The sequence below is a fragment of the Exilibacterium tricleocarpae genome (assembly GCF_007004655.1).
Taxonomy (GTDB): Bacteria; Pseudomonadota; Gammaproteobacteria; order Pseudomonadales; family Cellvibrionaceae; genus Exilibacterium; species Exilibacterium tricleocarpae.
Window position 1 is genome coordinate 68,857 of sequence record NZ_ML660094.1, and the last position, 25,038, is coordinate 93,894.

At 58.1% G+C, this 25,038-nt stretch carries 27 protein-coding genes; 12 read left to right on the forward strand and 15 right to left on the reverse strand.

The annotated features are described in order from the left end of the window. The first annotated feature begins 19 nt into the window (after window positions 1-19). A complete protein-coding gene (locus tag FKG94_RS13400; RefSeq protein ID WP_142904850.1) occupies window positions 20-346 on the forward strand; it encodes a hypothetical protein in 327 nt (108 codons plus the stop codon). A 72-nt stretch (window positions 347-418) separates the two neighbouring features. On the opposite strand, the gene FKG94_RS13405 is transcribed toward FKG94_RS13400, so the two are convergent. The 4 genes from FKG94_RS13405 to recQ form a co-directional block, all read right to left on the reverse strand. After that, window positions 419-1,162, reverse strand: coding sequence for a spermidine synthase (locus FKG94_RS13405; RefSeq protein ID WP_142904851.1), 744 nt, complete (start codon window positions 1,160-1,162; stop codon window positions 419-421). A gap of 23 nt (window positions 1,163-1,185) precedes the next feature. Next, window positions 1,186-1,779 carry a hypothetical protein gene (locus FKG94_RS13410; protein WP_142904852.1) on the reverse strand — a complete coding sequence of 198 codons (594 nt, stop codon included), beginning with the start codon at window positions 1,777-1,779 and terminating at the stop codon, window positions 1,186-1,188. 221 nt (window positions 1,780-2,000) lie between these two features. After that, window positions 2,001-3,509: an alpha/beta hydrolase gene (locus FKG94_RS13415; RefSeq protein WP_142904853.1), complete on the reverse strand. Its 1,509-nt coding sequence runs from the start codon at window positions 3,507-3,509 to the stop codon at window positions 2,001-2,003. A gap of 13 nt (window positions 3,510-3,522) precedes the next feature. Beyond that, window positions 3,523-5,376 carry a DNA helicase RecQ gene (gene recQ / locus FKG94_RS13420; protein WP_142904854.1) on the reverse strand — a complete coding sequence of 618 codons (1,854 nt, stop codon included), beginning with the start codon at window positions 5,374-5,376 and terminating at the stop codon, window positions 3,523-3,525. 278 nt (window positions 5,377-5,654) lie between these two features. Between recQ and FKG94_RS13425 the strand changes: the two genes are divergently transcribed. Together FKG94_RS13425 and FKG94_RS13430 are read left to right on the forward strand one after the other, a co-directional pair. Beyond that, entirely contained in the window at window positions 5,655-5,930 is a 276-nt protein-coding gene (locus FKG94_RS13425) for a hypothetical protein (protein WP_142904855.1), read from the forward strand. 83 nt (window positions 5,931-6,013) lie between these two features. Next, window positions 6,014-6,751, forward strand: a complete 738-nt coding sequence (locus FKG94_RS13430) for an endonuclease/exonuclease/phosphatase family protein (protein WP_142904856.1) — start codon at window positions 6,014-6,016, stop codon at window positions 6,749-6,751. Window positions 6,752-6,956: 205 nt separating this feature from the next. On the opposite strand, the gene FKG94_RS13435 is transcribed toward FKG94_RS13430, so the two are convergent. Genes FKG94_RS13435 through FKG94_RS13445 form a run of 3 tightly spaced genes read right to left on the reverse strand, consistent with a single transcriptional unit; the run spans window position 6,957 to window position 9,258 of the window. Further along, a complete protein-coding gene (locus FKG94_RS13435; RefSeq protein ID WP_142904857.1) occupies window positions 6,957-7,742 on the reverse strand; it encodes a hypothetical protein in 786 nt (261 codons plus the stop codon). Between the two features lie 43 nt (window positions 7,743-7,785). Then, window positions 7,786-8,157, reverse strand: coding sequence for a hypothetical protein (locus FKG94_RS13440; RefSeq protein ID WP_142904858.1), 372 nt, complete (start codon window positions 8,155-8,157; stop codon window positions 7,786-7,788). A 27-nt stretch (window positions 8,158-8,184) separates the two neighbouring features. Continuing rightward, complete coding sequence (locus FKG94_RS13445; protein WP_179957643.1) at window positions 8,185-9,258, reverse strand: nucleoid-associated protein; 1,074 nt, start codon at window positions 9,256-9,258, stop codon at window positions 8,185-8,187. A gap of 197 nt (window positions 9,259-9,455) precedes the next feature. Here FKG94_RS13445 and FKG94_RS13450 point away from each other — a divergent pair, with 197 nt between their 5' ends. Further along, a complete protein-coding gene (locus FKG94_RS13450) occupies window positions 9,456-10,010 on the forward strand; it encodes a DUF3806 domain-containing protein (protein WP_142904860.1) in 555 nt (184 codons plus the stop codon). A gap of 86 nt (window positions 10,011-10,096) precedes the next feature. On the opposite strand, the gene FKG94_RS13455 is transcribed toward FKG94_RS13450, so the two are convergent. Both FKG94_RS13455 and FKG94_RS13460 read right to left on the reverse strand, forming a co-directional pair. After that, a complete protein-coding gene (locus FKG94_RS13455) occupies window positions 10,097-10,846 on the reverse strand; it encodes a TIGR00266 family protein (protein WP_142904861.1) in 750 nt (249 codons plus the stop codon). 210 nt (window positions 10,847-11,056) lie between these two features. Continuing rightward, window positions 11,057-11,662 (reverse strand): hypothetical protein, encoded by a 606-nt coding sequence (locus FKG94_RS13460; RefSeq protein ID WP_142904862.1) that lies wholly within the window; start codon window positions 11,660-11,662, stop codon window positions 11,057-11,059. A gap of 187 nt (window positions 11,663-11,849) precedes the next feature. On the opposite strand from FKG94_RS13460, the gene FKG94_RS13465 reads away from it, so the two are divergent. The 8 genes from FKG94_RS13465 to FKG94_RS13500 all read left to right on the forward strand — a co-directional run bounded on the left by FKG94_RS13465 (window position 11,850) and on the right by FKG94_RS13500 (window position 19,785). Next, window positions 11,850-12,692 carry a mechanosensitive ion channel family protein gene (locus FKG94_RS13465; RefSeq protein WP_142904863.1) on the forward strand — a complete coding sequence of 281 codons (843 nt, stop codon included), beginning with the start codon at window positions 11,850-11,852 and terminating at the stop codon, window positions 12,690-12,692. A 302-nt stretch (window positions 12,693-12,994) separates the two neighbouring features. Then, a complete protein-coding gene (locus FKG94_RS13470; protein WP_142904864.1) occupies window positions 12,995-13,204 on the forward strand; it encodes a cold-shock protein in 210 nt (69 codons plus the stop codon). Between the two features lie 557 nt (window positions 13,205-13,761). After that, window positions 13,762-15,510 (forward strand): vWA domain-containing protein, encoded by a 1,749-nt coding sequence (locus FKG94_RS13475; RefSeq protein ID WP_142904865.1) that lies wholly within the window; start codon window positions 13,762-13,764, stop codon window positions 15,508-15,510. A 55-nt stretch (window positions 15,511-15,565) separates the two neighbouring features. Next, a complete protein-coding gene (locus FKG94_RS13480; protein WP_142904866.1) occupies window positions 15,566-16,144 on the forward strand; it encodes a sigma-70 family RNA polymerase sigma factor in 579 nt (192 codons plus the stop codon). After that, entirely contained in the window at window positions 16,141-17,172 is a 1,032-nt protein-coding gene (locus FKG94_RS13485) for a hypothetical protein (protein ID WP_142904867.1), read from the forward strand. Before FKG94_RS13480 ends, FKG94_RS13485 begins: the two co-directional genes overlap by 4 nt. A gap of 411 nt (window positions 17,173-17,583) precedes the next feature. Next, window positions 17,584-17,904, forward strand: coding sequence for a DUF6572 domain-containing protein (locus FKG94_RS13490; protein WP_142904868.1), 321 nt, complete (start codon window positions 17,584-17,586; stop codon window positions 17,902-17,904). A gap of 519 nt (window positions 17,905-18,423) precedes the next feature. Continuing rightward, entirely contained in the window at window positions 18,424-19,140 is a 717-nt protein-coding gene (locus FKG94_RS13495) for a hypothetical protein (RefSeq protein ID WP_142904869.1), read from the forward strand. 390 nt (window positions 19,141-19,530) lie between these two features. Beyond that, window positions 19,531-19,785, forward strand: coding sequence for a hypothetical protein (locus FKG94_RS13500; protein WP_142904870.1), 255 nt, complete (start codon window positions 19,531-19,533; stop codon window positions 19,783-19,785). A 30-nt stretch (window positions 19,786-19,815) separates the two neighbouring features. Here the strand turns inward: FKG94_RS13500 and FKG94_RS13505 are convergent, their stop codons facing one another. The 6 genes from FKG94_RS13505 to djlA all read right to left on the reverse strand — a co-directional run bounded on the left by FKG94_RS13505 (window position 19,816) and on the right by djlA (window position 25,033). Beyond that, entirely contained in the window at window positions 19,816-20,925 is a 1,110-nt protein-coding gene (locus FKG94_RS13505) for a WD40/YVTN/BNR-like repeat-containing protein (RefSeq protein ID WP_142904871.1), read from the reverse strand. 130 nt (window positions 20,926-21,055) lie between these two features. After that, on the reverse strand, window positions 21,056-21,325 hold the full coding sequence (locus FKG94_RS13510; protein WP_142904872.1) for a MoaD/ThiS family protein: 270 nt from the start codon (window positions 21,323-21,325) through the stop codon (window positions 21,056-21,058). 82 nt (window positions 21,326-21,407) lie between these two features. Then, window positions 21,408-22,262 carry a hypothetical protein gene (locus FKG94_RS13515; protein ID WP_142904873.1) on the reverse strand — a complete coding sequence of 285 codons (855 nt, stop codon included), beginning with the start codon at window positions 22,260-22,262 and terminating at the stop codon, window positions 21,408-21,410. A 218-nt stretch (window positions 22,263-22,480) separates the two neighbouring features. Next, window positions 22,481-23,296 (reverse strand): universal stress protein, encoded by an 816-nt coding sequence (locus FKG94_RS13520; RefSeq protein WP_142904874.1) that lies wholly within the window; start codon window positions 23,294-23,296, stop codon window positions 22,481-22,483. Between the two features lie 228 nt (window positions 23,297-23,524). After that, the gene (locus tag FKG94_RS13525; RefSeq protein WP_142904875.1) at window positions 23,525-24,217 is read right to left on the reverse strand and encodes a zinc metallopeptidase; all 693 of its coding nucleotides are present in this window, start codon (window positions 24,215-24,217) and stop codon (window positions 23,525-23,527) included. Window positions 24,218-24,235: 18 nt separating this feature from the next. After that, window positions 24,236-25,033: a co-chaperone DjlA gene (gene djlA / locus FKG94_RS13530; RefSeq protein WP_142904876.1), complete on the reverse strand. Its 798-nt coding sequence runs from the start codon at window positions 25,031-25,033 to the stop codon at window positions 24,236-24,238. Window positions 25,034-25,038 lie beyond the last annotated feature (5 nt).

Below are 25,038 nucleotides of genomic sequence, written 5' to 3' on the forward strand. Positions count from 1 at the left end.
TTGGCTGGCGGCTCTTCAATTGTATGCGCTGGAGGCTTTCTATCTTAGTTCGCTGAAGGCTTTCTACCTTCGTTCGCTGAAGGCTTTCTACCTTCGTTCGCTGAAGGCTTTCTACCTTCGTTCGCTGAAGGCTCTCTACCTTCGTTCGCTGAAGGCTTTCTACCTTCGTTCGCTGAAGGCTCTCTACCTTCGTTCGCTGAAGGCTTTCTACCTTCGTTCGCTGAAGGCTTTCTACCTTCGTTCGCTGAAGGCTCTCTACCTTCGTTCACTGAGGGCTTTCTACTTTCGTTCGCTGAAGGCCCTTTATCTGTGTCGCCACCGACTGGCAAAATCCACGGAAAGATAGCGCCATTCGATTGATCCCCGTCGGGTTGCGGCTTTGGAGACACGAAAGCGCACCGAGAAAGACTCACGCCACTCAACGCAGTTTGCGAAATGTAAAATTCAACCGGCAGGACTTTTTGCGCCGATCCAAATGGGGCGTTGCAGCCAGGGTGTCGAGGAACAGCTTTTTGGTTACCGGCGCCGTAAAAAAAGCCCCGATCACATTATCGTACAACGATGTCGTCAGTCGATAGGCCGACACGAAGCGGCGTTCAGTCGCCAGCATAGGAGCCGATTTTCGCAATGCCGCAGCGCTGTGAAAGTTAAACACCAGCGCGCCCCGCGGTGCCAGCGCTTTGGCAAGTGCAGCGGTCCAGTCGGCGTCCACCGCCACTGCGCGACGGGTTTCAGTACCGTCATGTCCAAACAAATCGTCGATAATCAGATCGTAACCAGGGCCGCGGTATTCGTTCACCCAGGTGACGGCATCGGCTTGCACCAACTCGATATTGCCGGCCTGCAGTCCGAAGAAGCGTTGTGCCAACCGAAGATGCACGGGGTTGAGTTCAACGCCGGTAATCAGAGCCGGTGTCAGGAAATAGTTGAGTTGCTGCATGACCGCACCACCGCCGACACCCAGCACCAGCACGCGCTTGATCTGACCGGCGGGCAGAAAAAAAGCCGGCAACAGCAACAGGTCCCAAACACTGCCCCCCACCGGATGGCGCGGGTTGTACTGGCTGTGGAATACGCCGTTGGTATACAGGCGCCGGGTAGCGCCCGCGCTGCGGACTTCGTAGCGATTACCACCGCTGGTTTGCTGCCACAGGATTGCCATCGGCGCAGTCAGAACCTCAGGTCTTACAGGCAGAACATATCGAGCTGCTCTTCTTCGATGGCGCGCGCCGTTTTTTTGCCGGCGCGGGATTTTTTCCGCCCATCCTGCTCCGGCGGTGGTGCACCAAACAGGTCGACGATGGCCCCGCTCGTGCCCGGTCTCGCGTTCTCACCGGCGGCGACCGCACTGCTGTCAACCGGGGTCGTTGCCGCTGTGGCAAACGCCGGCGGGCGTTCGAAATTGACCTCGATAGATCGCGACTGGTCCTTGATCACAAACTCATCCGCCCAGGCACTGGTGGCATCACAATAGGCGATACCCTTCAGGTAGCGTACTTTTTGCGCCGCCTGCTGCAACCACAGTTCGGAAAACGCACATTCAACGGCACTAAAGCCGGTGAAATAGTCAGGCTCATGGGGACTGTCCACCAACAGCCAAAACACACCCAGGCCGTCGATGTCGTAGGTAAGGCCGCGCTGGTGCAGGCCTTCGACCAGATTGCGCAGCGCCGGCTCACTCCTTTCGACATTGGCCTTCACAACTTCGATACCCTGGGATATCAACGCGCTCTTCGCAGCAAACAGAGTACGGGCGCGGACGGCTAAAAATTTCTTCATCGATATTGGAATAGGGAAATTATTTAACAGGTATTGGTTTATATCTGCGGAAAAAACAATGCGAATTTATTCTTTGCGACGACTCGCTATCTACCAATGGCATGGAACCGGCGACTTTGAACCAGCGGCACCACCCATCGATGATCCGCAGTGTACCCCATATCCGCAGGTCTACACAGTGTTTTATTTTGACCAAAAAGTGTGTTTTTTAGACGGCCGCATTACGGCGGCGAGCCGCCGCAGTCAAGAGACAGGGGCTGCCCGGGCGCATCCAGATAGGCGCGCAACAATTGGTGGACACAGTCGCTGCTGCTGACTACGGCATGACCGATCTGTTCGAACACCAGATGCTGACTGTTGGGACGCCTGGCCGCAAGCTCGACCGCCCACTCCGGCGGCGTTACCGGGTCCAGGCCACCGGACAATAGCAACATCGGTGGATGTGCCGCCAGGCCCCCGCCGGCACCGGCCAACTGCGGCGGGCGCCAGGAGGTGCCGGTACCAGCCGCCAGTTCGGGACAGACATCGTAACGCCAGGCACTTTCGGTGTAGGCCGCCAGGTCCGGAAAGGCCTGCACGGCGGCCTGATAACTGGCCTCGCTGACCGGCGGGTTATCGGCACATTCGACGGCAAAATAGGTGACGCTGTTAAACCCCGGCTCCAGGGCATAGTTGGTAAAGGTCTCAGTCAACGACGCCAGCAACTGCGTCTCGCCCCGCTCCAGTCCCTGCAGGGCGCCGGCCAGTTTTTCAATGGTGTAAACGTCGTAGAGGGCGCTGAAGGCAATGCTGAGCAGGCGCTGGTCATTGACCACCACCTTATAGGGCGCCCGGCCGTGCCAACTGCTGACCGTAAACGTCCGGGGATTGCGTGCCAGTTGCCGCATCTGCCGCCAGAACAGGGCCTCGAGATCGGCAGCCCCGACTCCACAGGCCGCCTCGACCCCGCAATAGTGCCAGAACCGTTGCAGGGCGTGGGCCAGCAACCAGGGCCACTCAGATACCAATCCCTTGTCGAGCGGATAGACCGAGTCGAGCACGGCACTGCGCAGACCGGCGGGCCGGCGGGCGGCAACCGCCAGCGCCAGGCGGCTGCCATAGGAGACACCGAACAGATTCCAGCGTTGATACCCCAATTGCTCCATCAGCAACAACACATCGCCGGCGCTGGCCCGGGTGGAGAAATAATCCGGTTTGAAGCCCTGGCGCGCCAACCGCGCCCAGCACCCGCGCAGCACCTCGGCACCGCGGCGCAGTTCCTCCTCGAGGTCGATAGCGCTGGCCAGCACCCGGCGCGCGAAGCGATCGTACTGCCGGCAGCCCCATTGCGGCTGGCTGCGGCCGGTGCCGCGCTGGTCGAAGACGATAAAGTCGCGGGACAAATCGGCCCGCTCCAGCCAGTAGACCCAGTTTTCCACCTGGTCCGCAGCCACCTGGCTGGCGGCGCCGGGACCGCCGGCCAGATAGACCAGGGGGTCCGGCCGGCGCTCGGCTGACGCGCTTTCGAACACCAGGAATGCCAGGGTGAACCGGCCATCTTCACCCGTGGTAGTGAGCTGGCCGCAGCGAATGTTCAGGTCCCAGGTATTGTCGAACCAGCAGTCGACCCACCGCACCCCGGCATCGATATCGACAAGCGCGACCGGGCTTGGGCGACGTTCCGTGATGGTGGAGAGCAGCACCAGCAACAGGCCCGCCAGCAGGCAAGCGGCAATCAACTTGACTTTCACCGCACCCGCCCTTTCACTCCGGACTGCCGGCCAGCGTGTGCGGCGGCGCTACCTGAGAGTCATCGCCACCCGCCTCATGGCGCCGGATAACCTCGAGAAAGGCATCGCTGTATTTTTCCAGCTTGCTCTGGCCGACGCCGTTGATACGCGCGAACTGGTCTGGGTTGGCGGGCCGATAGGCCACCAGTTCCATCAAGGTAGCATCGTGAAAAATCACATAGGGCGGCACATTCTGGTCCTCCGCCATCTTTTTGCGACAAGCACGCAGAGCGTCCCACAACAACCCGTCATCACCACTGAGCTGATGACTGCTGCCGCGCTGCTTGCGAACTTTCTGCTCGGTCGGGTCGCGGCGCAAGGCCAGGTTCTCCTCACCACGCAGCACCACGCGGCAGCGCTCGGTTAGCCGCAGCGAGCCAAAGCCCCCCATATCGACGGTTAAATAACCGCGGGCAACCAACTGCCGGTACACGGAGCGCCACTGGCCGGTGTCGAGGTCCGCCCCCACACCGTAGGTGCTCAACTGCTGGTGAGAAAACTGCCGCACCTTGTCGGTTTCCTTGCCCACCAGCACGTCGATCAGGTGGTTGACGCCGAAACGCTGCCCGGTGCGATAAGCGCAGCTCAACGCTTTTTGCGCCGCCACTGTGCCGTCCCAGGTCTGCACCGGAGTCAGGCAGGTATCGCAGTTGCCGCAGGCGTCCGGCGTCTCCTCGCCGAAGTAATGCAACAGCGCCTGGCGGCGACAACTCGTGATTTCGCACAATCCCAACATGGCATCGAGCTTGTGCCGCTCCACCCGCTTGTGCTGCTCGCTGCCTTGGGAGGTTTCCAGCATCTGGCGCAGCTTCACCACATCCTGAATACCGTACACCATCCAGGCGGTGGCCGGTTCACCATCTCGCCCGGCGCGGCCGGTCTCCTGGTAATACGCCTCAATGCTCTTCGGCAGGTCCAGGTGAGCAACAAAGCGTACATCCGGCTTGTCGATGCCCATGCCGAACGCCACGGTGGCCACAATAATGACCCCCTCCTCCCGCAGAAAGCGCTCCTGGTGCCGGCGCCGCTGGTCGGCGCCAAGCCCGGCGTGATATGCGAGGGCAGTATAGCCCTGGCCCTGCAGCCACTCAGCGGTGGCCTCCACCTTGCGGCGCGACAGACAGTAGACGATGCCGGCGTCGCGGGGATGCTCGTTGTGGATAAAGCGCAGCAATTGCTGGCGGGCGTTGTTCTTCTGGGTGATACGGTACTGGATATTGGGCCGGTCGAAACCACAGCAGAACTGACGTCCGGTCTGCAGGTGCAGCCGCTCGATGATCTCCTGGCGGGTGCGCTCGTCGGCGGTGGCGGTGAGGGCGATCCGCGGAATGCCCGGAAACTGGCGCGGCAACAGGTCCAGCGACAGATAGTCGGAGCGGAAATCGTGGCCCCACTGGGACACACAGTGGGCCTCATCGATGGCAAACAGTGCTACTTTGCACGCACCCAATAAACCCTGGGTACGCGCTTGAATCAGCCGCTCCGGCGCGATATAAAGCAGGTCGAGCTGGCCGGCGCGCAGTTGCGCCTCCACCGCGGCGGCAGTGCCCGGATCGAGGCTGGAGTTGAGGTAGGCGGCGCGGATACCCAACTGTTGCAGCGAAGCGACCTGGTCGTGCATCAGGGCGATCAACGGCGAGATCACCACGCCGGTGCCCGGTCGCACCAGTGCCGGAATTTGGTAGCACAGGGACTTGCCGCCCCCGGTGGGCATGATAACCAGGGCATCGTCGCCGTTGACCACCGTGTCGACAATCTGGTCCTGGGGAGCGCGAAAGGCATGAAAACCGAAGGTGTTTTGTAAAATATCGAGAGCGTGATTTTGCATCGCCGGATTATACCCCGTCCTTGGTGTATGATGGTCGCATTTACGTCCTTGCACAGCATTTGCGTCCTTGCACAGAGAGTTGCTCCCTGATCCGGGCTACACTAGCACGATGTTGCTAAAATAAACAACCAGAGGGAATTGCGCGGCTGTGGCAATGCAACTGAACGCCACTGTAGTAAACGCAACTATAGTAATAGCCAAGGTAGAACAACACTTGGCATTGACAGAATAGACAGTACAAACAGGTAGAGAGCGCAGACAGAGAGAAACACCTAACCATGCAGTACGAACCCTTTTCCGAGGCAGAGGCGAACCCGCAGCAGTTTCCCTGCGGCCGCTACCGATTAAACAGTTGCGAGCTGCGGGCGTTATTGCAGCGTGACGACTGCGCCGGTGTCGGCGTGCGAGTGCTGCACCTGGGCACTGTGGCGCTGGACCGCGCAGAGTTACTGGAGCGGCTGCGCGACGACCGCCACCCGCGGCTCGACGACATAGCGATAACCTGTCTCGACAGCCAGGTTATCATCGACGAACCCTCCCGGGGTGCACGCTAGCTGCCGCGGGCCCGGGGCCCGCTGCGCCTTTTTGCGGGTATTGCCGGCCACGTCTTGTCACGGGGGTGTCGGCTAGCACGGTTATGCCCGATTTGAACGTACTGTCCTACAATATCCACAAAGGCTTCAACGCCAACAACACGGCTTTCCTGCTCCACGAAATTCGCGATGCGATTCGCGCCCAGGGCGCCGAGTTGGTACTGCTGCAGGAAGTGATCGGCGAGCACCAAAAGCACGAGAACCGCCTCGAGCAGTGGCCCCGCGCCTCCCAGTTCGAGTTTCTCGCCGACCAGATATGGCCGCATTTTGCCTACGGTAAAAACGCCATCTACCAGCATGGCCATCACGGCAACGCGATCCTCAGCAAGTACCCGTTCGACTCCTGGAATAACGTCAATATCACCCGCTGGCGGTTTTCCCAGCGGGGACTGCTGCACGGGCGCATTCTGGAGCGAATTCATGTGATCTGTGTACACTTCGGGCTGCTGGCGGCGGAGCGGCGCTATCAGTTGCGGCGCCTGATGCACCTGATCGAGCGCGGCGTGCCCGCCGATGCGCCGCTGATTATCGCCGGCGACTTCAACGACTGGACCCGCCAGCTCGACCGCCGCCTGCAGCGCTCGCTGGGCATGCAGGAGGTGTTTCAATGCCTGCTCGGGGCCAACGCCAGAACCTTCCCGTCCAAGTGGCCGCTGCTGGCTATGGATCGTATCTATTTTCGCGGCCTGCGCCTGCTGGAGGGGGAACGGTTGTTGGGGCATCCGTGGCGGGACTTGTCCGACCACTGTGCACTGCAGGCGAGCTTCCGTCTCGCCGATTAAGTGGTATACTCACCCGAGGTGTCCGCACCCGCCGAGGATAAACTTTGGGGTTAAACCCAATGAGTGCCGAATGGCACCCGCTACTACGGATGCACGACTGACTGTAAAAAAGCCGATGGTCAGATTCGCTGGTGAAACATCTGCGTAGCAGCCTAGCTTCCCTGCTCGGCGTCGCGGACACCTCCCCCACCGGGGGGCCCGGGCGCTAACGCCCGAGGAGGCCTTTCAATTTATCCAGCTTTTCCTTTTGTTTATCGTCCAGTTTTTCTTCCAACTGCTGTTTCAGCTTGTCCTCCGCCTCATCTTTGAGTTGCTCCCGAATAGCCGAGGTCGCCGCCTGTTTGGCTCTTTCCATCAGGGGCGTCAGCAGGGCCTGGGTTAATTCCTCTGGTGACAAGCCGGTTTGCGGATCACCGATATCGGTCAACTCAATGGCGGGCATATCGAGGGTGCGCTCGCCCCACTTTTCCGATATCAGGCGCAGTGAATTGTCGGCGAAAGAAATTTTCTCCACTGCCAGGCGTACCTCAGCGGCGGCCGCGCCACCGCTATCTGCTGCGGGCTCACCACCGGCGCCGGCGGTGGACGCCGGTTTCATATTGTCGAGCAGATCGGTCAAATTCGTGCGGGTCAACTCCCGCTGTTCGGCAATCAACTGGGCCCCGGCAATGCGCACCTCATTGATGACCACCACCGGACCGGTCACCGACGTCGGCTCCACCTGCAGCACCACCTCCCCCAGGCGCACGGCATAATCGCTGCCGTAACCGGCGGGATTGGCCACCACCAGTTCGTGCAACGCGCCGCGTCCCTCGGTCAGTTGAATATCGGCCCGCTCCAGGGTCACTGCAGTGCGGGTGACGTCCGAACCGACCGACTCGATTGCGGCCTTAACCAACTCATTGATGTTCTGCAGACCGATAACCACCACCAGAACCAGTACGGCAACCACCGCCACCACCAGGCCGATCAGTATTTTCCCTAGCTTCATTGTTGTCTCCTCCGGGTATTGGGTATTGGGGATTGATGCGGGTTCAGGTTCTGTCCGTGCCGTCGGGCGATTGCAGGCGCGGCGGCGCCTCGACGGCCGGCGGCGGTTCCTTCTCGAGCGCCTCACGGGCCCGTGACAGCTCGCCTTCGACGGTCTCCAGCAGGGCCTCCCAACCACTGAGGATGGCGCTGTTGGCCTCCTCGATAGCGCCTTTGACGCTGCTCTGTTCAAGGCTGTCCAGTTCCTGCTGTACCGTGCCCAGTTGACCTCTGAGCCCCTCGAGTTCAGCCTGCAAGGTCAGTAACTGTTGCTGTAATACCGCCTGGCGGCGGTGGGATTGATACAGTTGCCAGCCGCTCAGGACCATCGCCACCAGCAGCGCCGCAACCAGCAGTGAACGTTTGTCGCCAATCATAGTGCCCCCCTTTTACTCACACCTTACTCACGCCTCGCTCAGCGGTCGCTCAATAGTATCCGGCCGCGGCCCGGTGCTCGATGTTTGCTGCTGCTTTTGCTGTTGTTGTAGATGTTGCAACAGGCGCAGTTTCAATGAACTGGGAATGTCGGTAATGGTAATACTATCTGACTGCTGGTCATAGACCACAGTTTCCCCGAGGCAGTTCGATGAAAAGCTGACACTGAGCTGTTCATTGCGGCCGCTCAAGCGCACAAACTGTCGCAATTGCCCGCGATCGGGTATCAATTCCGGTTTCGGCTGCGGCTGCCGGTGCGCCACAAAGCGGGAGAAGTGCTCGGGTTGGCTGGCATCTATATGCTCCGACAGTTTTGCCACCGACACCGGCTCACCGCCCTTGTCCTGCTCCAGGCAGTAGTCGACCACGCTTTGCCGGCAGGCCCGCGCCTGCGGCTCGGGCAACTCGGCTGCATACTCGGCGACAATATCCAAAAAGGCGGTGGTCTCCGCCGCGGTGTCCACCTGATCGCTGAACCCCACCAATTGCCAGCACAGCTCGGTCAGCGCCTTGTCGCCGCGGGAACGCAGCACCGAGAGGTAGTTGTTCTTCTCGCCACTGCGCCAGGCCGTCAGATTGACTTTGGCACCGAACAGAATTTGCGTCGCATCGAGAAACTGCACATCGTTCATATCCAGGTTGCTGTCGATATACAACCCTTCGCACTGGTCGACGACGAACAGGTAGAAGGTGTCGCCGTCGAGCAGCTGCTCCACGAAAAACAGCAGATGCGCATCGAGAGCCACCTCGCTGTCGTCGAGCACGGACTGCAACTGCTGCATCACCTTGGCCGAGAAGCTGGCAAAGCCCAGGCGCTCGTGCGCCCACTCGTCGAGCCAGCGCGGCAGCGGACTGGCGGCCATATCGCCGGAGAAGCAACCATAGAATTTGCCGGCCTTGCCGATATAGGCCTGCTTCAGACGCCGCACCAGTTCCTCTTGTTGCGGCGAGATCGGGTAGGCGTCCGGGCGCAGCGACAGGCGCGTGCGGGCACTGCCACCCGGCCGGCTCACGTAGTGAGCGATCGCGTGTGAAAGGGGCATAGATGTCCTAGGTCCAGCGCCACCCGGACGCTCTTCCGGTTCGACGGCGGGCGGACCAAATGGCACTTTTAAAAACAGCATTTGTCAAAAAGGACGCTATTATAATCCCCTGCGCCGCGAATGGTAGTCGACTATAATACGGCGCGTATGAATACCCCGCTTGTGCAAAGCGGCTATATGTCTGAGGAGCCACTATTTTGAAACCCGTCCTGAAACCCGTCCTGAAACCTATGGTTCGCGCCGTGTGTTACTGCCTGCTGTTGAGCCTGTCGGCACCGGGGAGTTGGGCCGACGACGAGGACAAAGTCAGCATCACCGAACTCGGCTGGATGGACCGCAACCATCTGCAAAAGCAGGTGGACACCATTGACGATATCGCCCGCCGCCAGCTGGGCGTTCAGGTGCGCAACAACCGCGACGACCTGGAGCTGCTGCAGCGTATCGTCAACCAGGGCCTGATCGGTAAAGAAGAACGCCTTAAACTGCAGGCCATGGGCGCGGTGCTGGGCAACCTGCTGGTGCGGGAGCTGGGCCTGAAGTGGATGGTGTATGAGGATAAAGTGGGCAGGAGCCGCGCCATCTGCGTCGAGGCCACCAGCCACTGCCTGTTTCCGGTGACCATGTTGTCGCGGCGCATGGAGGTGGGCATTTTGGTCAATGTGCGCGAGGTCTACACCAACGCCGTGGAGATTATTACCCCTTACCTGCCGAAAAAACCTTTCGGGCTGCCCGCCCTGCTGCAGGGGCATTGATTTTAAGACCCCGAGGATCTTAGGACCCCGGGGATTTTAAGACCCTGGGAATGTTACGAGCGCGGGCAAACGCCCTGTATCTCGCCCTATTTCTCGCCCTTGTCGCGACCGCCGCGGCTTGGGGCATGGGCGATCACCCGGTCCGCCAGCCGGGAAAACGGCAGACTCTGCAGCCACACTTTACCGTGCCCGGACAAATGGGTCAGAAAGACCCCTTCGCCACCAAAAAACAGGCTTTTCAGGCCGCGGTTGAGACGAATGTCGTAGTCGACCCCGCGGGTGAACCCCACCAGGCAACCCGTGTCCACCACCAGTTCGTCCCCCACCAGGGTCTTTTCGATCACTGAGCCGCCGGCGTGGACAAACGCCATGCCGTCGCCCTTAAGACGCTGCAAGACAAAACCCTCACCGCCGAAGAAGCCCGCTCCCAGGCGCTTGCTGAACGCCAGGTCCACGCGGGTGCCGAGCGCGGCGCAGAGAAAACTGTCTTTTTGGCACACCACTTCACCGTCGCATTCATTCAGGTCAAGTGCAATCACCGTACCGGGGTAAGGTGCGGCAAAGGCGACCCGGCGCGGTTGTTCGGCGCGATTGCTGAAGTGGGTCATAAACAGTGATTCGCCGGTCATCAGGCGCTTGCCGGCGCTGAACAACTTGCCAAACACCCCCTGCTCCGGGTCGGCGCCGTCGCCCATTTTGGTAGCGAATTCGACACCGCCCTGGTAATAGTTCATTGCCCCGGCTTCGGCAATCACCGTCTCGTCGGGGTCGAGCAGAACCTCTACCATCTGCATTGAGGTGCCGATAATCTCATAGTCGACGTCGTGCGAGTCCATAGTATCCGATCCCCGTCTGCGATTCAGTGGCGGCCCCGCGCACGGGACTGCAGGGGTGAGTTTAGCATCGAATTTTCTGGTCTGACTATGGAACCTCAGGTGATGGGATATCAAAGCCGCTGCACAGATCGCCGCCGCAGGCAGGACAAGACCGGCGGCAGCACGAACGGGCACCATAACCAGCGCCGGCGCGAGAATGTGGGACAGGCGTCAGGCGCGATAGTGGCCGAGTTCCTGCGAGAGTTTCTCCCGCGCCACGGCAATGTAGCTGCGCATCGAGGGGGATAACGCCGGCGCCGGCAACTGCTCGGCACCGCGGTTCATCGTCACGATATAGTCGCGCAGACTCCGGTCCAAACCGTACAGGGCCTGAATCCATTCATCGACGCAGTCCATATAGGCGTCGGGCGGCAGATCGAAAAAACGGGCGAAGGCATTGTGAACGCCGGCCAGTGTTTTCTCGCCCGGTGCGGCCAGCCCTCTGGGAATCATATAGGTCCGCAGGTAGCGAAACGGAAACGCCAGCAATCTGGCGAGGCGGCCCAGCAGTTGCCAACTGACGATAAACGGCAGACTCACGGCGATGATCAGCCCCTGGCCGAGACGTCGCGGCATCGAGGCTGACCAGTGCAATTGATCCAACGCCGCGGGCCAGAACCAGTGCTCGAGCCCAAAAGCCTCTCGTTTGAGCACATTGCGCTGATAGCGCCGGGCAATGTGGAAACAGACAAACTCCGACCTGCTCAACAACACGCCGCGCTTGCCCAGTTTTTTGACTGCGGTCTGATATTCCTGTTGGTCGCTGTTAACGCTCAATCGACACCTTTCCTGACGGCTAAACCTACGGCTTACCCCACTGCTGACTCTATCCTGTTGGCCGTCGCCACCAACAGCGGCTACCCGGTTTGACCACTAATCACAAAGCCCTATACTGCCTATACTTCCCGATGCGCCCCGGAGACCGCCGGCGCACCGAACCCGCACCCAACGCGAAGGACTCCCCGTGGAACAGGAACTGGAATACGCCGCTACAATTTATCACACAATCACTGAATTTTTCGTGAACTACAGCTTTCAAATCGCCGGGGCGCTCATCATCCTGGCGATCGGCATATGGGTCGCCGCCCGGGTCTCGACGGCGGTATTCAATCTGTGCCAGCGCCACAATCTCGATGTCACCCTGAGCCAGTTTATCGCCAATGTTATTCGCCTGCTGACGATCGCCATGGTCGCCATTATCGCCCTGAACAAACTCGGTATCAGTGTCACCCCCCTGGTCGCCGCCATCGGCGCGGTCTCTCTGGGGGCCGGCCTGGCGCTGCAGGGGTTGCTCTCTAACTACGGCGCCGGTCTCAACATCGTCCTGACCCGTCCGTTTGTAGTCGGCGATACCATTTCGGTGCAGGGCGTAACCGGTCTGGTAAAAGAAGTGCGTCTCGGTTACACCCTGCTTACCAACGAAGACGAAGTGGAAATTATCATTCCCAACAAACATATCGTCGGCGAAATCATTCACAACTCCCGCGCCGACACGCTGCTGGAACTGCATATCGGTATCGCCTATCACTGCGACCCGGTGGCAGCCGTGCGCAGTCTCGAAAACGCAATAACTCAGGTGGCGGGTATCAATACGCAGCGGGCGCCGCAGATTGGCATCGACGAATTCGCCGACAGCAGTATCAATCTACAGGTGCGGGTCTGGATTCCCACCAGCCACTTCCACGAAGTTCGGTTTCGAGCCAACCACGCTATTCACAGTGCCTTGCGGGAAGCCGGTATTGACATTCCGTTTCCGCAACGGGAGGTTACTCTGTTGCCGGTAAGCGAGGGGCCAAAGGAAAACTAGTACCGATGTTGACACCGATCAAGTTTCCTTCAAGTCGGCGCTTGATTTTTTGACCGGCAAGGACCTGAGCGGTTGCCTTCAAAGTCCAACCCCACTAAAATTCTGCCAGTGCGGTGGTTACACGTGGGCGGTGACAGCCTCGAACGCATTTGCGGTGACACTGAATTTGCGGCGATAGAGCAAGTAACTAATACCTCGAGAAAACCTGAACGTACAACCATGAAAAACCGATGATTCTGTGCTGACAGTGCTCGGCTGGCAGAAATGCATATATATAGTAAGGGCAAACACAAGGTTTACATATGTCTGATAAATTAACGGGAACCGTTAAATGGTTCAATGAAAGCAAAGGTTACGGTTTTATTTCTCGAGAGGACGGCCCGGATCTCTTTGTACACTTTAGCAATATTGCCGGCACCGGGTTCCGGACACTACAGGAGGGTCAGCCCGTCACTTTCACCGAGGGCACAGGCCAAAAGGGCCCGCAGGCGGAAAACGTCGAACCCGCGTAACGGCGCCACTTTTATTCCCTCATTGCCGCTCCGACCCTGTTGACCCTGTTGACCCTGTTAAAGGTGCGGGTATGGTGATGTTGTAACTTATCCCGCTTTTACTAGCGGGGTAAGTAATCTGTAACATTTGCACTCCACAACTGACTGTACTTCGCAGACGACAGCACTTCACAAGTGGCACTCCATTATTAATACCCAAAAAAAGCGTTGACACTTTTTTACAAAATTTTGTCATTCCATCTTTTGCTCGTTAGCTACGATAGTCGGAACAGGCGATTACCAAGAATTTAAAAAGCGCTAACGTCGAATCTGTTCATAACCGATAGATATAAGTGCACCCCTGCAACCGATCGCACTATACTGCAAGCGGCGGCTACCCAATCCGCACTACCACTTGACACCGATAGCGCTAACCGCAATCGAGCGAACTGATCCGCAACACCAGCCAGCACCGCCGGATTTTTTTTAACCCCATTTCTTTTGCGCCAACGTTTAACCCTCTAAACACCCATCACCAGAACACCAACCACAAGAACACCAACCAAGAGGACGGTTAAATGCCGAACAAAACATTCTTACTGACAGGGCTTCTGCTGGCCGCCATCGGCGGTTGTGCAGTGGAACAAGGTGCCAAACAAGGTGCGGAAGACGGTGAAAAGGAATACACCACGGTGGACCTCAATACCCTGCCGGCGCAGACTGACCGGGCAGAAACCGCAGGCGCAGTCGCAGAACCCGAGCTGGCGCTTGAGGAAATCGTCAACAGTGCCGAGCCTCGGATGTCTCGTCCCCGCTCCCCGCAAGTCGCCTCAGACCATGCGGCCAAGACCCTGGTCTTGCCTGCCCCGATGCCCAGACCACAGGAAGTGGACCGGGAAAACTACCTGGCCATGGAAGACAACCCGGTAAAGCGCGCGGCTGAGCACCCGGTGTCCACTTTCAGTGTCGATGTGGATACCGCCGCCTACAGCAATATCCGCCGCATGATCATGCGTGAAGGCCGACTGCCGCCCGGCGACGCGGTAAAGGCGGAGGAGCTGATCAACTACTTCAGCTATAACTACCCGGTTCCCACCGACACCCGCCAGCCGTTTTCCATTACCACCGAAGTGGCGCCGAGCCCCTGGCACGCTGAACGCCTGCTGCTACAGGTGGGTCTCAAGGGCTATCAGCCGGCCACCGACAACCCGCCGCCTGCCAACCTGGTGTTTCTGGTGGATGTTTCGGGCAGTATGCAATCGCCGTTCAAGCTGGAGCTGGTCAAGCGCTCACTGCGGATGCTGGTCAACGAAATGTCCGCCCGGGACCGCCTGGCGCTGGCAGTCTACGCCGGCGCCGCCGGCCTGGTGCTGGAGTCGACCCCGGCGGACCGCAAGCTCGAGATACTTAACGCCATCGACGCTCTGGAGGCCGGTGGTTCCACCAATGGCGGCGCCGGTCTGCAGTTGGCCTACAATACCGCCCGCCAGCACTTTATCGATGGCGGTATCAACCGGGTGATTATCGCCAGTGACGGCGATATGAACGTCGGTGTTGTCAATCACGAACAATTGAAAGACTTAATTCGAAAAAATCGCGAGTCCGGCATCGCCCTCACTACTCTTGGTTTCGGTACCGGCAATTACAATTACGCGCTGATGGAGCAACTGGCCGACGTCGGCAACGGTAACGCCGCCTATATCGATTCCCTTAAAGAAGCACACAAGGTGCTGGTCAAAGAAAGACACTCGACCTTGCACACCATCGCCAAGGATGTGAAGATCCAGATCGAGTTCAATCCCGCCCAGGTGGCGGAATACCGCTTGATCGGCTACGAAAACCGCCTGCTCAGACGGGAGGATTTTCGCAATGACAAAGTGGATGCAGGCGATATCGGCGCCGGTCACACAGTAACCGCTCTCTATGAGATCGCGCTGGTGGATTCCGCCGGTATACAGATCGACCCGCTGCGCTACCAGCAGGGCGAGCGTATCGCCCCCACCTCAGAAAATGCAGAACTGGCCTTTGTACGACTGCGCTACAAGCAGCCCGATGCCGACGAGAGCCAGGAGGTTGCCGTCGCTGTCAAGGCCGCCAGCATACGCGGGGATATTCGCCAGGCCTCGGCCAACCTGCGCTTCGCGGCGGCGGTGGCGGGCTATGCCCAAATACTCCGGGGCGGCATCCACACCGGCGAATTTGGCTACCCACAGGTCGCCGAACTGGCGCGGGAGGCGCGGGAATCCGACCCCAACGGCTACCGGGCGGAATTTATCTCACTGGTTGAGTTAAGCCAGAGTCTGGCGCAGAATCTGGTACAACGCTGACACCGGGATAGGAAGGCCATGGGTTTACTTCGCAGCAACAGCGGGCGCTGATCCGTTGTTGTATCGTTTTCGCTCCGACGAGGCCCTGATGCAGGCCTACCAGGCCGGCAACACCAAGGCGTTTGCCGAGCTGTACCAGCGCCATAAGAACGGCCTGTTCGGTTTTTTGTCACGCATGGCCGGCGCCGGCCGTCCGGCCGCCACAGTCGAAGACCTGGCCCAGGATACCTGGATGTCGATTATCAAACAGACCGCCGGCTACGAGCCCCGAGCCAAGTTTCGCACCTATCTTTATACGCTGGCCCGCCGCAAATTTATCGACTACCTGCGCCGCACCACGCACTGGATCGAAACCGGTGACGAGGCCATGGACGCACAGCCGTACATGGCTTCCGACAGCCACTCACCGGCCGCCGCACTGGAGGTGCAGCGCCTGCTGCAGGCCATAGCGGCCCTGCCCCAGGAGCAACGCGAGGCCTTTCTGTTGAAAGAAGAGGGGTTTACCTTGAACCAGATCGCCACCATCACCCAGGTGGAGACGGAAACCGCGAAAAGCCGACTGCGCTATGCCAGGCAACGCCTGCGCCAGACCCTGCACGCCGACTATGCGCCCACCACCGGGGATAACCCATGAGCAGCGAAAAGCGCGATCGCCGACAACCGCTCGATGACAAAGCCTTGTCTTCGCTCTATCGACGTGCGCCCCGGCAGCCATCCCCGGCGGCGCTCGACCGAAAGATTCTGGCCGCTGCCGGGGCCCGGCGACCCGCCCGCCCCCACAACAATATTTACCGGCGCTGGTTACCGGCGATATCGGTCGCCACAGTAGCGGGACTGGCCCTGTTGATCGTGTTTCCACTGCAGCCCCCGCCACCACTTACCCTCAAGGAGCCGGCGCCTTACCGGCTGATCCCCGGGGAAACCGAGGCCGATCCGGAAATGGCCGAATTACAAGAAGACGCAATGACAGACGATGACGCCATCGGCGCAAAAACGTTAGCGGTGCCTGAATCAGAACCGGCGACGCTACCTGCACCGCAACGAGTTCGAAGGGCGGTGGAAGTGGAAAGAGAAATACAACAGTCGATAGCAAGTCCGATAGACAATCGGGGGGAAGGACCCGCGGACAGCCTGGAGGAAGCGTTGACGGGAGGCCTGGCAAAGGAATCGCCAGCGCACCCGATAAAAGTACAAAGGAAGGCTGCGGCAGAGTTGTCGTCTGGTTTGGATTCGCCGCCATCGCAAGCACCACAGCCGCAGGATTCGGAGTCCGCTTTCACGCCATCGCGGCCTGGCGCCGATACCGCCGACACCGCGGGCAAGTCGGTTGCCGAACCGCTGACCAGGCGGGAAAGCGTGGCGACGGAGGAAAGTATACTGCAGGCGGAACCGTTAATGGAAACGTTACCGCAACAGCCGATCGCCAGTCCGTTCGACTCGACTCACCGATCTTCGAGCGGGTTGAACACCTCTGTGGTTCGCGAGCCGGAGGCGTGGTTGCGGGATATCACCGCACTGCTGGACAAGGGCCGCGAGCAGGCGGCGCTACGCGAGTACCGGCAGTTTTTGGTCGCCCACCCGAATTATGTGGTGGATGCAGCCCTGGGTCACCGCCTCGATAATTTGCGCGAACGGCCGCCCAAGTCGCCGCAACCGAAATAGTACTCCCGGAGCCCGCCATTCGCAGACAGTTGGTTTGCGTCGCTTTACGTCAATCGAGTACGTCTACCGGACCCAGTTAAACCTAAACTTGCAGTAACGACATGCATGACTGCCGCCGGCACTTTGCCTGGGGTTGGCCGGGCTATATTGAACCTTTTCCGTAAAGTCGCCACTTGTTAATCGGTTGTCAGCATAACGTTAGGAAAGTAGAACGCTCAATATTGGTTACAGAGAGCTGTTTTTCTGTAAAAGCGCCCTTGTGGTAAATGAGGCACCAGTTACCTTGCAAGGGGCTATAAATCTCTATCGTTAATTTTATGTAGGTATTGAACGTCACAGTAAGTCGACATATTGTTTATGAATTCTTATTAGACACACACTTAGTCGCCTGATACTTAAGAGGATTTTAAAATGACAGTATCCCAACTTGATGTCATTGATTTCATTGCGCAAAAACCCGACACAAACGAAATATATTTTAATATCGTGGATCACCTTGCGTGGAACTCCAAGGGGCATATCGATGCACTTAAACAAAAATTCGACAATTATGTTGAGTATATTAGTAGTGACGCACTTACGGAAGCCTACCCGGAGGCTGATAAAAAAAACAAGGTTATAGAGCTACTCTATGTGACCGAACCCAATGCCTACGCGCTCGATGCTATTTCTCAGCTTGGAAAAATCAGCCAGGACAAAGGGATTAGATTTTCTCATCGTCTCGTGCGATAGCAAATATTACCAGCAGCCTTCTACTTATTAAGTGAATAACGAATTATGTTTCTTCACTTAATAAGTAAGACAATCTCTCCTTTTCTATTTTTCCTTTCCGGGTTTTCTTTTCTCTATAAAGAAAACTAAAATTAATATTTAAACTAAACCATATACATCCTGCCTTTTATTCGCTTTCATTTTCTATAAAAACCCACCAACCTCAAAATCGCTTTTCTATTTTTTTACTAAAACTTTTTTGCTAGACCTTGATGAAGCAAAGACATTGAACTCAAAAACTCTATTAACCACTTTAGAATATACACTGAAATTAACTAACTTTAATGATCCGTTCACGCGAAAACTTTTTAGTGGGAGGGATATACTTTTATCGAAGACGAAAACATATCGGCATTAATCGTAACTGCCAGCATTGTTTTTAAAAAACTGTTAAAGCTTAAAATAAAACGCAGCCAACTTTTCTATTTTGCGTTACGCAATTAAAGAAAATAGCATCAATCATTAAAACAGGTATAGACTATGACACTAAATATGAGCCATAACCCTGCTAGCAGTTCGTATAGGGTCCAGGCAGAAGCTGTAAAGGATAGACAAGGCGATCAACTCCAAAAACAAGACCGTTTTGGGAATCGATACAACGTTATGTTGAAGCGCCACAATTCTATTTGGAATAAGTCGGCGGAAAAGCAAGCTGCACATAGTATGGCAGCCGCACAATATCCCAATAGATCGCCAACTACGATTCAACTTGCGGCTAACAACATTTACGGAGCAGCCTATGAGGCCCATGTAGGGAGAGCGTTGCATCGGGACCCCGCGTTTAGCGATGTGAAAGATCAGGTTAATATTGTGCCAAACCGGCCGGCAGGTCAGCGTCCATACACTACTCAAGACCTAAAAAATTTAAATAAATCACCAGGCAGAACATTGCGCACTGATTTTATGGCCAACGTAAATGGTAGTTACAATAATATTGAATGCAAAGGCTCGTCAACAGCCGGTTACACGCAAAATCAAGCCAACATGCTTAGTGATATCCGTAATAGAGGTGCAGTTGTTACCAGTGATCGAGGCAGTTATCAGCGCCATCAAAATTTGGGTAGTGTTCAAACTTATACAGTTCGACCGAATACTGAGGATGAGATGTTTGAAGAAGAAGTTCTAGAGCCGGCCGCACCTCCTCGACCAAGACCAGCTCCGCGACCAGAAGACCCTTACTATGGGCGACGCTGGTAAAGTCTGGAGGCGCTTTTTACAAAAGGTCAACGGTTCTCAGTTGGCCTTTTTATTTTTACCCCATCATGCCAGCGCCCAGTAACCACGGGTATCGATATGTCGCTCACTTTTCAGTCCCGAACGTTCAAACACAAAATTCAAAACCAATTCCATCAACACCTCACTTCATTACCTTACAAATCAATGACTTATTGATAGACTGATAGCTGATCCGCAGCAGGTCTCACGACAGCCGGGCCACTCCCGGACGGCTGAGGCAGAGCGACGGCCCGGGTTGCCGCAACCGACGCAGTTCTCACTAACGCCGGACCACTGGCAGGCGACGAGGTCAACTGGTAGAGTACCGCCATTACACTCAACGCCATGCTTGCAACCGATAAGCGATTTACAATGAGCTATCTGGACGACCTCAAAGAATTCCGTATCGATCAGACGGATATCGACCGCGTCGCCGACACCTGGCGCGAGCGCGCCCGCACTATGGGTGAGACGCCCCACCCCGCCGCCGTCTACCAGACCGCCGCGGCAGACCTGGCGCTGGGGTTAATCGATCTGCACCGTGAAACCACAGCGCAGATGCCTACCGATCATTCGGTAAAAAACTGGCTCGGTATCGTCAGCGGTGTGGATTTAACCACTGGCTAATTGCGTTCTCCCGTCATCCGGAAAACCTGCTCAGCCGCCTGTATCGGGATCAAACCGCAACGCATAAATCGGCGGCAGATGGTTCGACACGCACTGCCAGTCATCGCCCTGGTTTGCCGATACCCAGAGGTTACCCGTGGTTGAACCGAAGGCCAGCCGCTCCCCGCTGCTGTCCACGTCCAGCGCATGACGCAACACCAGATCGTAGGCATGTGTGGCCGGCAGGCCCCGGTCCAGCATCTCGAAGCTGCCGCCACCGTCGCGCGTGCGGGTCACCACCAACTTGCCATCCACCGGAATACGGCACTCGTCCTTTACACCGGGAACAAACCAGGCAGTGTCCGGTTGCCGCGGGTGGACTGCTACGGCAAAGCCGAAAGTAGAGGGCTGCACATCGGTAATCTCGCGCCAACTGCGGCCGCCGTCGCCAGAGCGGAAAATACCGTTGTGGTGCTGTATCCAGGCCACCTCGGGCGCCGCCGGACACACCGCCAGACTGTGGGGGTCCTGCACCGCCAGGGCATTGATACCCTCCGGCGGCATATATTCCGCACGCAGGCCCTGGCCGTACAACTGCCAGGTGTCACCGCCGTCGAGAGTCTCCCAGACCCCGCCACAGGATACCGCCACCAGAATACGGTTGCTGTCACGCGGATCGACGCAGATGGAATGGATACCCGGCTCGTCGTAGCCGCCACCGAACCAGTCACTGCGCTCGGGCCGGTTCCAGAGTGACTCGATCAGGCGCCAGGATTCACCCCGGTCCTCGCTCTTGAACAGGCCCCCGGGAATGGTGCCGGCCCAAAGTGTCTGCGGGCGGTCCGCACCGCCTGCCGCCAGGACCCAAAGCTGTTCGAGGGAAACCCCGTCCTCACCCTCGACGGCGGGATACTTGGGCACTGCGATCTCCTGCCACTGTTCACCGCCGGCATCGGCGCGGTGTAACTTGACGCCAAAGTGGCCCAGGTTCAACGCCGCATAGCGGTCGCCGTTGCGGGGGTCGGTAAGGACGGCGCTGACCGGATCACCGACAAAAGCGCTGTCCTGCAGCGACCAGGCATCGGCGCCATTGCCGGCGTTAACAAAAGTAAAAAGGCCCTTGCGGGTTGCGATACGCAGGGTTGCAGGTTGGTTAGTCATGATGTGGTTTTCCTCCCTGATGACTGTGTTTTTAATACTTATATTTAGTCACTGAGCCAACAACTATTCTAAAGATACTGTTATTTTAAAAGTTACTATTATTCTAAAAACTATTGCACCAAGAATGACATCACCCACCGGACAGCGCCTGTGCCACGTAGATTTCGGAATCGGGGGTAAGTGTGTCACTGAGATAACGACGGTCGCCGACCATACGACCGTCGACAAACACCGCCACATGTTTGCGCAGGCTGCCCTGGTCGTCGAGGATATAGCTTGCCAGCCTCGGATTATCGACGAACACCCGCTGTAAGGCCTGGCCCACGGTAGCGCCTTCCACCGCCTGTTCGGGACAGGACAGATGGCGATTGAGATTGGGAGTAAAGCTCACTTTGACCACACAATCACCTCGGGCTCGGCGTTTGCACGCCAGCTAGTTTAAGCGTTTCCGCTGCCGTCGGCCAGCCCCCGGGATGCCGCCCCTACACCTCGACGCCCAGTTTAAACAACTCGCGGTTCAAGACTTCATCGAGGCGGCCGAAATCGTCCGCTTGCAATTCGATAAACTTGAGCTGCCGGCGCCGGTATAACTCCCTTTTTTCAAGTTTGGCCGCGAGTATCTGAGCGTCACCCCGCGGCGGCCACAGTTCGATAACGACTTGATAGACCGGCAAAAAGAAATCACTCTGTACCGCGGTGTCGGTGGCCAGCGGCCGCCGGTAGGCGTGCACGATATTGTGTACATAGAGCCAGTTGTCGACCCGCGCCTCTTCGACGCTACCCAGGCGATGGCCGTCCAGGGCACACACTTGTTCCGCGCCGCCGGCCTCACAGCAGGGCACATCCGTCCCCGCCAGTTGCGCCAGCACCTGGCGCAACGGCTCATTGGTTGCGGTGTCGCGGGGCCAACTGACATAGGGTATACCGGTTTTGGCATCCTCGCGTTGCGCGGCGCCCAGGGCGACGCCCGCCGCTGTCAGCTTCCAGCCTTTCAGGTGAGGGGTTATCCAACCCAGCTCTGCCAGGGCGGCGTTGACGGTATGGCCCGATAGCTGAAACGGCTTGCCTAAGGCGGTGGCGCCGACGGCGGGTGTGGCATAGGTGTCGAAAACTTTGTGGGTTAGAATCGCGGCCGGCCAGACAATGTATTCGCCGTATTTCTGGCTGCGGCGATACCGGCCGCCCTCGAACTCACCCTTGGCGGTGAGTTTCCAGCCGCTGTCGTGCTGGGTGATCCAACCCGCCTCGATCAGGGTGCGGGTCAGTTGTTTCAGACTGACGCCGAGCTTCTGCGCCAGAGAGGAACGGGAATAAACGGTCTCGCGCTCGGCTGCCATCACCCACTACCGGCCAGCGCCGGTATCCATGCTGTTTGTCAGCGTTACTCGCCAAAAAGTGTTTGCTAAAAAAGTCTCTACCAAAAGTACCTGTCAACAACCGCCGCCAACTGCGTTGCTCAGGCAGCACCTGGCGGCTTCGTTTGTGACGTCGTTTACAACAGTGTTCACGACCGTATTTGCGATAATGCTGACAACAGCGTTTACGAGATCGCCGATCAGTTGTTAACCACCATGACATCGCAATTGAGCGCGGAGATCACGCGCTCGGCGGTGTTGCCGCGCCGTGTTCGGGATTTACCGGTCTGTCCCAGCGTACCGATAACCACCAGATCAGCGCCGATATCAGCTGCCACCGCCGACACCACTTCGTCGGTGTAACCCTGGGTGACATGGATTTTATCCGCCGGCAGTCCGGTCTCATTGGCGAGCCTGCCGCGGTCGGGGTAGTGCATGGAATCCAGATAACCGTTGACTACGTGAAAATCCGCGCCGTAGATTTCCGCCAGCCATTTACTGCGCTCGAGAATCGCCGAGTTCAATTCGCGCTGGAATTCTCTGGTGGCCTGGAAGTTAACTGCTGCCAATACGGTTTTGCGTTGTTCTTTGGCGCCGGGCCGCGCCAGCAATACGGGGCAATCGGCATTGCGCAACAGACCCCACTTCGATTCACTGAACGAAAAGCGGCTGGTGTTGGGTTTGACCCGCACCGGCAGCAAAATCAGATCGGCACAAAAGCGCCGCGCCGACAGCATAATCGCATCCTGCCAGTCGGAACTCCAGGAAATCTCGATTTTGCCCTCGAGCCCTTTTTCCTCCATCGGCTTGCGAATCTGTTCCTGAAACCAGTCCTGATCGCGAAACAGGTTCTCGTTGATTACGCGGGTATCGACACTCTGGGTATCGACGGCAACGAACACATGTAACTGCGGCGACACGGCACGCAGTTGCGATGTAATCAGCGCGCGCTCCAGCGCCAGGTGCACATCATCACTGGGATCGACAACAACAAACAACTTTTCCTGCGCAGACATAAGGATTACCTGTAGTTAGCGTGACTAAACCGCATTCGCAAAACAGCTCAGGCGACCGGTTTCAAGTCGATAAAATCGATTTTGCAGCTTTAACGATCAGTTGCAACGATCAGTTGCAATGATCAGTTGCAACAACAGCCGCATTTAAGCACAACACCGTCGAAGAGCCAAGCTCAGGGGCCCCGAAAACGCTAATCGCCACACAAAAAGTTGACGTAAATCAAAGCGTTACCTTAACGCCCGCAGGATCGCCAACCAGCGCCAAAGGCGCAGGATATCTGCCAGCGCCGCCGCCACGTAGGTTAACGCGCAGGCTTTGAGCACCTGCCTTACCGCCGCTATCTGAGGCTCGGAAACGTACTCGCCCTGTAACAGGATCGGCAGTGCCTTGTTGAAGCTCGCGTCCCACTCCTCCGGCAGTATGGCCACATACATCAGTACCGAGACCAGCATCGTCAGCACCCCCACCAGCGCCGTCAACAGCACGGTGTGGGGCAGCGGCACTATGGCGGTCACCAGGGGAATCAACAGCAGAATAAACATACCGCAGCGCTGCAAGGTCGCCGCCCGGCCCATATAGCGGCGGCGCAACTGCGTGACCGGTTCACCCCGGTTGAATTGAATGGCGTGGCCCACTTCGTGGGCGGCCACGGCGACGGCGGTGAGGGATTTGCCGTCGAACACATCCGGACTCAGCCGCACGGCGTTGTCGGCGGGATCGTAATGATCGCGGTCGGGTTCTGTGCGCTCGACCTTGACCTGGTCGAACTCGAAGCGCCGCAACAGGTGCTGGGCCAATTGCGCGCCGGTGCCGGGCAGTGCGGGCAGCGGCCGGCTATGGCGGCGCAGCACGTAGGTGACCCAAAGTTGCGGGCCGTAAATCAGCAGCCCCAACAGGGCCAACAACAGCAGGTAGATCACCAGCAGCTCCGGGGGGACTCAGGCCGCCGCCGCGGCCTGGCGGTGCTTTCTGATCAGATCGTAGGCCGCCTGTACCTCCTGCGACCGCTCGGTGGCCACTTTCACCATATCCTCCGGCATCCCCTGGCCGATCAGTTTATCCGGGTGGTACTCGCTCATCAAACGCCGGTAGGCGCGCTTCAGCTCCCGGTCGTTGACCTCGGCGCCGACGCCGAGCGCCTGGTAAGCCAGCGCCAGGGCCTGCCCGGACGGCGGTGCGGCGGGCCCGCCGGCAAACTGGTCCTGGGCCTTAATCATCTCCAGCAGTTGCCGAAACGCCGCCGGGGAGAAACCCACCGCCTCGGCTACCCGGTGCAGTAGTTGTTCCTCCTGTGGGTGCAGGATGCCGTCGGCCAGGGCCACACCCACCAGGTAGATGATCAGCATACGCTTCAGGCCGGCGAAGCGCTGGCAGTGTCGTTGAAACTCCTCAAGGGTGGCCTGCAAGTCGAACTCGGCTTCGGCACCGGCCTTGAACAAGGCGATGGCCTCGCGGCGATGCTCGGCAGTCAATCCCATATGCGTCATCAGCTGCTCGGTCTGGCCGATCTCGGCCTCCGAGACCCGGCCGTCGGACTTGGCCAGGTGCCCCATAACGGAAAACACGGTTTTGAAAAACACCGTCTGCACCTGGGCCAGCTCTGCGGGGCTGGCGCCCACCAGTGAGCGGGCCAACCCCTTGTCAAAGAAGTTGCCGACCAGCACACCCAACAGGCCGCCGATCCAGCCGCCCACCATAAAGCCCAGAATACCGCCGATAATTTTGCCGAACCACATCACTG

Coding starts and splice junctions, on each gene's coding strand:
- FKG94_RS13405 (WP_142904851.1), bottom strand. CDS start 1,162: ATGGCAATCCTGTGGCAGCAAACCAGCGGTGGTAATCGCTACGAAGTC.
- FKG94_RS13410 (WP_142904852.1), bottom strand. CDS start 1,779: ATGAAGAAATTTTTAGCCGTCCGCGCCCGTACTCTGTTTGCTGCGAAG.
- recQ (WP_142904854.1), bottom strand. CDS start 5,376: ATGCAAAATCACGCTCTCGATATTTTACAAAACACCTTCGGTTTTCAT.
- FKG94_RS13425 (WP_142904855.1), top strand. CDS start 5,655: ATGCAGTACGAACCCTTTTCCGAGGCAGAGGCGAACCCGCAGCAGTTT.
- FKG94_RS13430 (WP_142904856.1), top strand. CDS start 6,014: ATGCCCGATTTGAACGTACTGTCCTACAATATCCACAAAGGCTTCAAC.
- FKG94_RS13435 (WP_142904857.1), bottom strand. CDS start 7,742: ATGAAGCTAGGGAAAATACTGATCGGCCTGGTGGTGGCGGTGGTTGCC.
- FKG94_RS13440 (WP_142904858.1), bottom strand. CDS start 8,157: ATGATTGGCGACAAACGTTCACTGCTGGTTGCGGCGCTGCTGGTGGCG.
- FKG94_RS13445 (WP_179957643.1), bottom strand. CDS start 9,258: ATGCCCCTTTCACACGCGATCGCTCACTACGTGAGCCGGCCGGGTGGC.
- FKG94_RS13455 (WP_142904861.1), bottom strand. CDS start 10,846: ATGGACTCGCACGACGTCGACTATGAGATTATCGGCACCTCAATGCAG.
- FKG94_RS13470 (WP_142904864.1), top strand. CDS start 12,995: ATGTCTGATAAATTAACGGGAACCGTTAAATGGTTCAATGAAAGCAAA.
- FKG94_RS13475 (WP_142904865.1), top strand. CDS start 13,762: ATGCCGAACAAAACATTCTTACTGACAGGGCTTCTGCTGGCCGCCATC.
- FKG94_RS13485 (WP_142904867.1), top strand. CDS start 16,141: ATGAGCAGCGAAAAGCGCGATCGCCGACAACCGCTCGATGACAAAGCC.
- FKG94_RS13490 (WP_142904868.1), top strand. CDS start 17,584: ATGACAGTATCCCAACTTGATGTCATTGATTTCATTGCGCAAAAACCC.
- FKG94_RS13495 (WP_142904869.1), top strand. CDS start 18,424: ATGACACTAAATATGAGCCATAACCCTGCTAGCAGTTCGTATAGGGTC.
- FKG94_RS13500 (WP_142904870.1), top strand. CDS start 19,531: ATGAGCTATCTGGACGACCTCAAAGAATTCCGTATCGATCAGACGGAT.
- FKG94_RS13505 (WP_142904871.1), bottom strand. CDS start 20,925: ATGACTAACCAACCTGCAACCCTGCGTATCGCAACCCGCAAGGGCCTT.
- FKG94_RS13515 (WP_142904873.1), bottom strand. CDS start 22,262: ATGGCAGCCGAGCGCGAGACCGTTTATTCCCGTTCCTCTCTGGCGCAG.
- FKG94_RS13520 (WP_142904874.1), bottom strand. CDS start 23,296: ATGTCTGCGCAGGAAAAGTTGTTTGTTGTTGTCGATCCCAGTGATGAT.
- djlA (WP_142904876.1), bottom strand. CDS start 25,033: ATGTGGTTCGGCAAAATTATCGGCGGTATTCTGGGCTTTATGGTGGGC.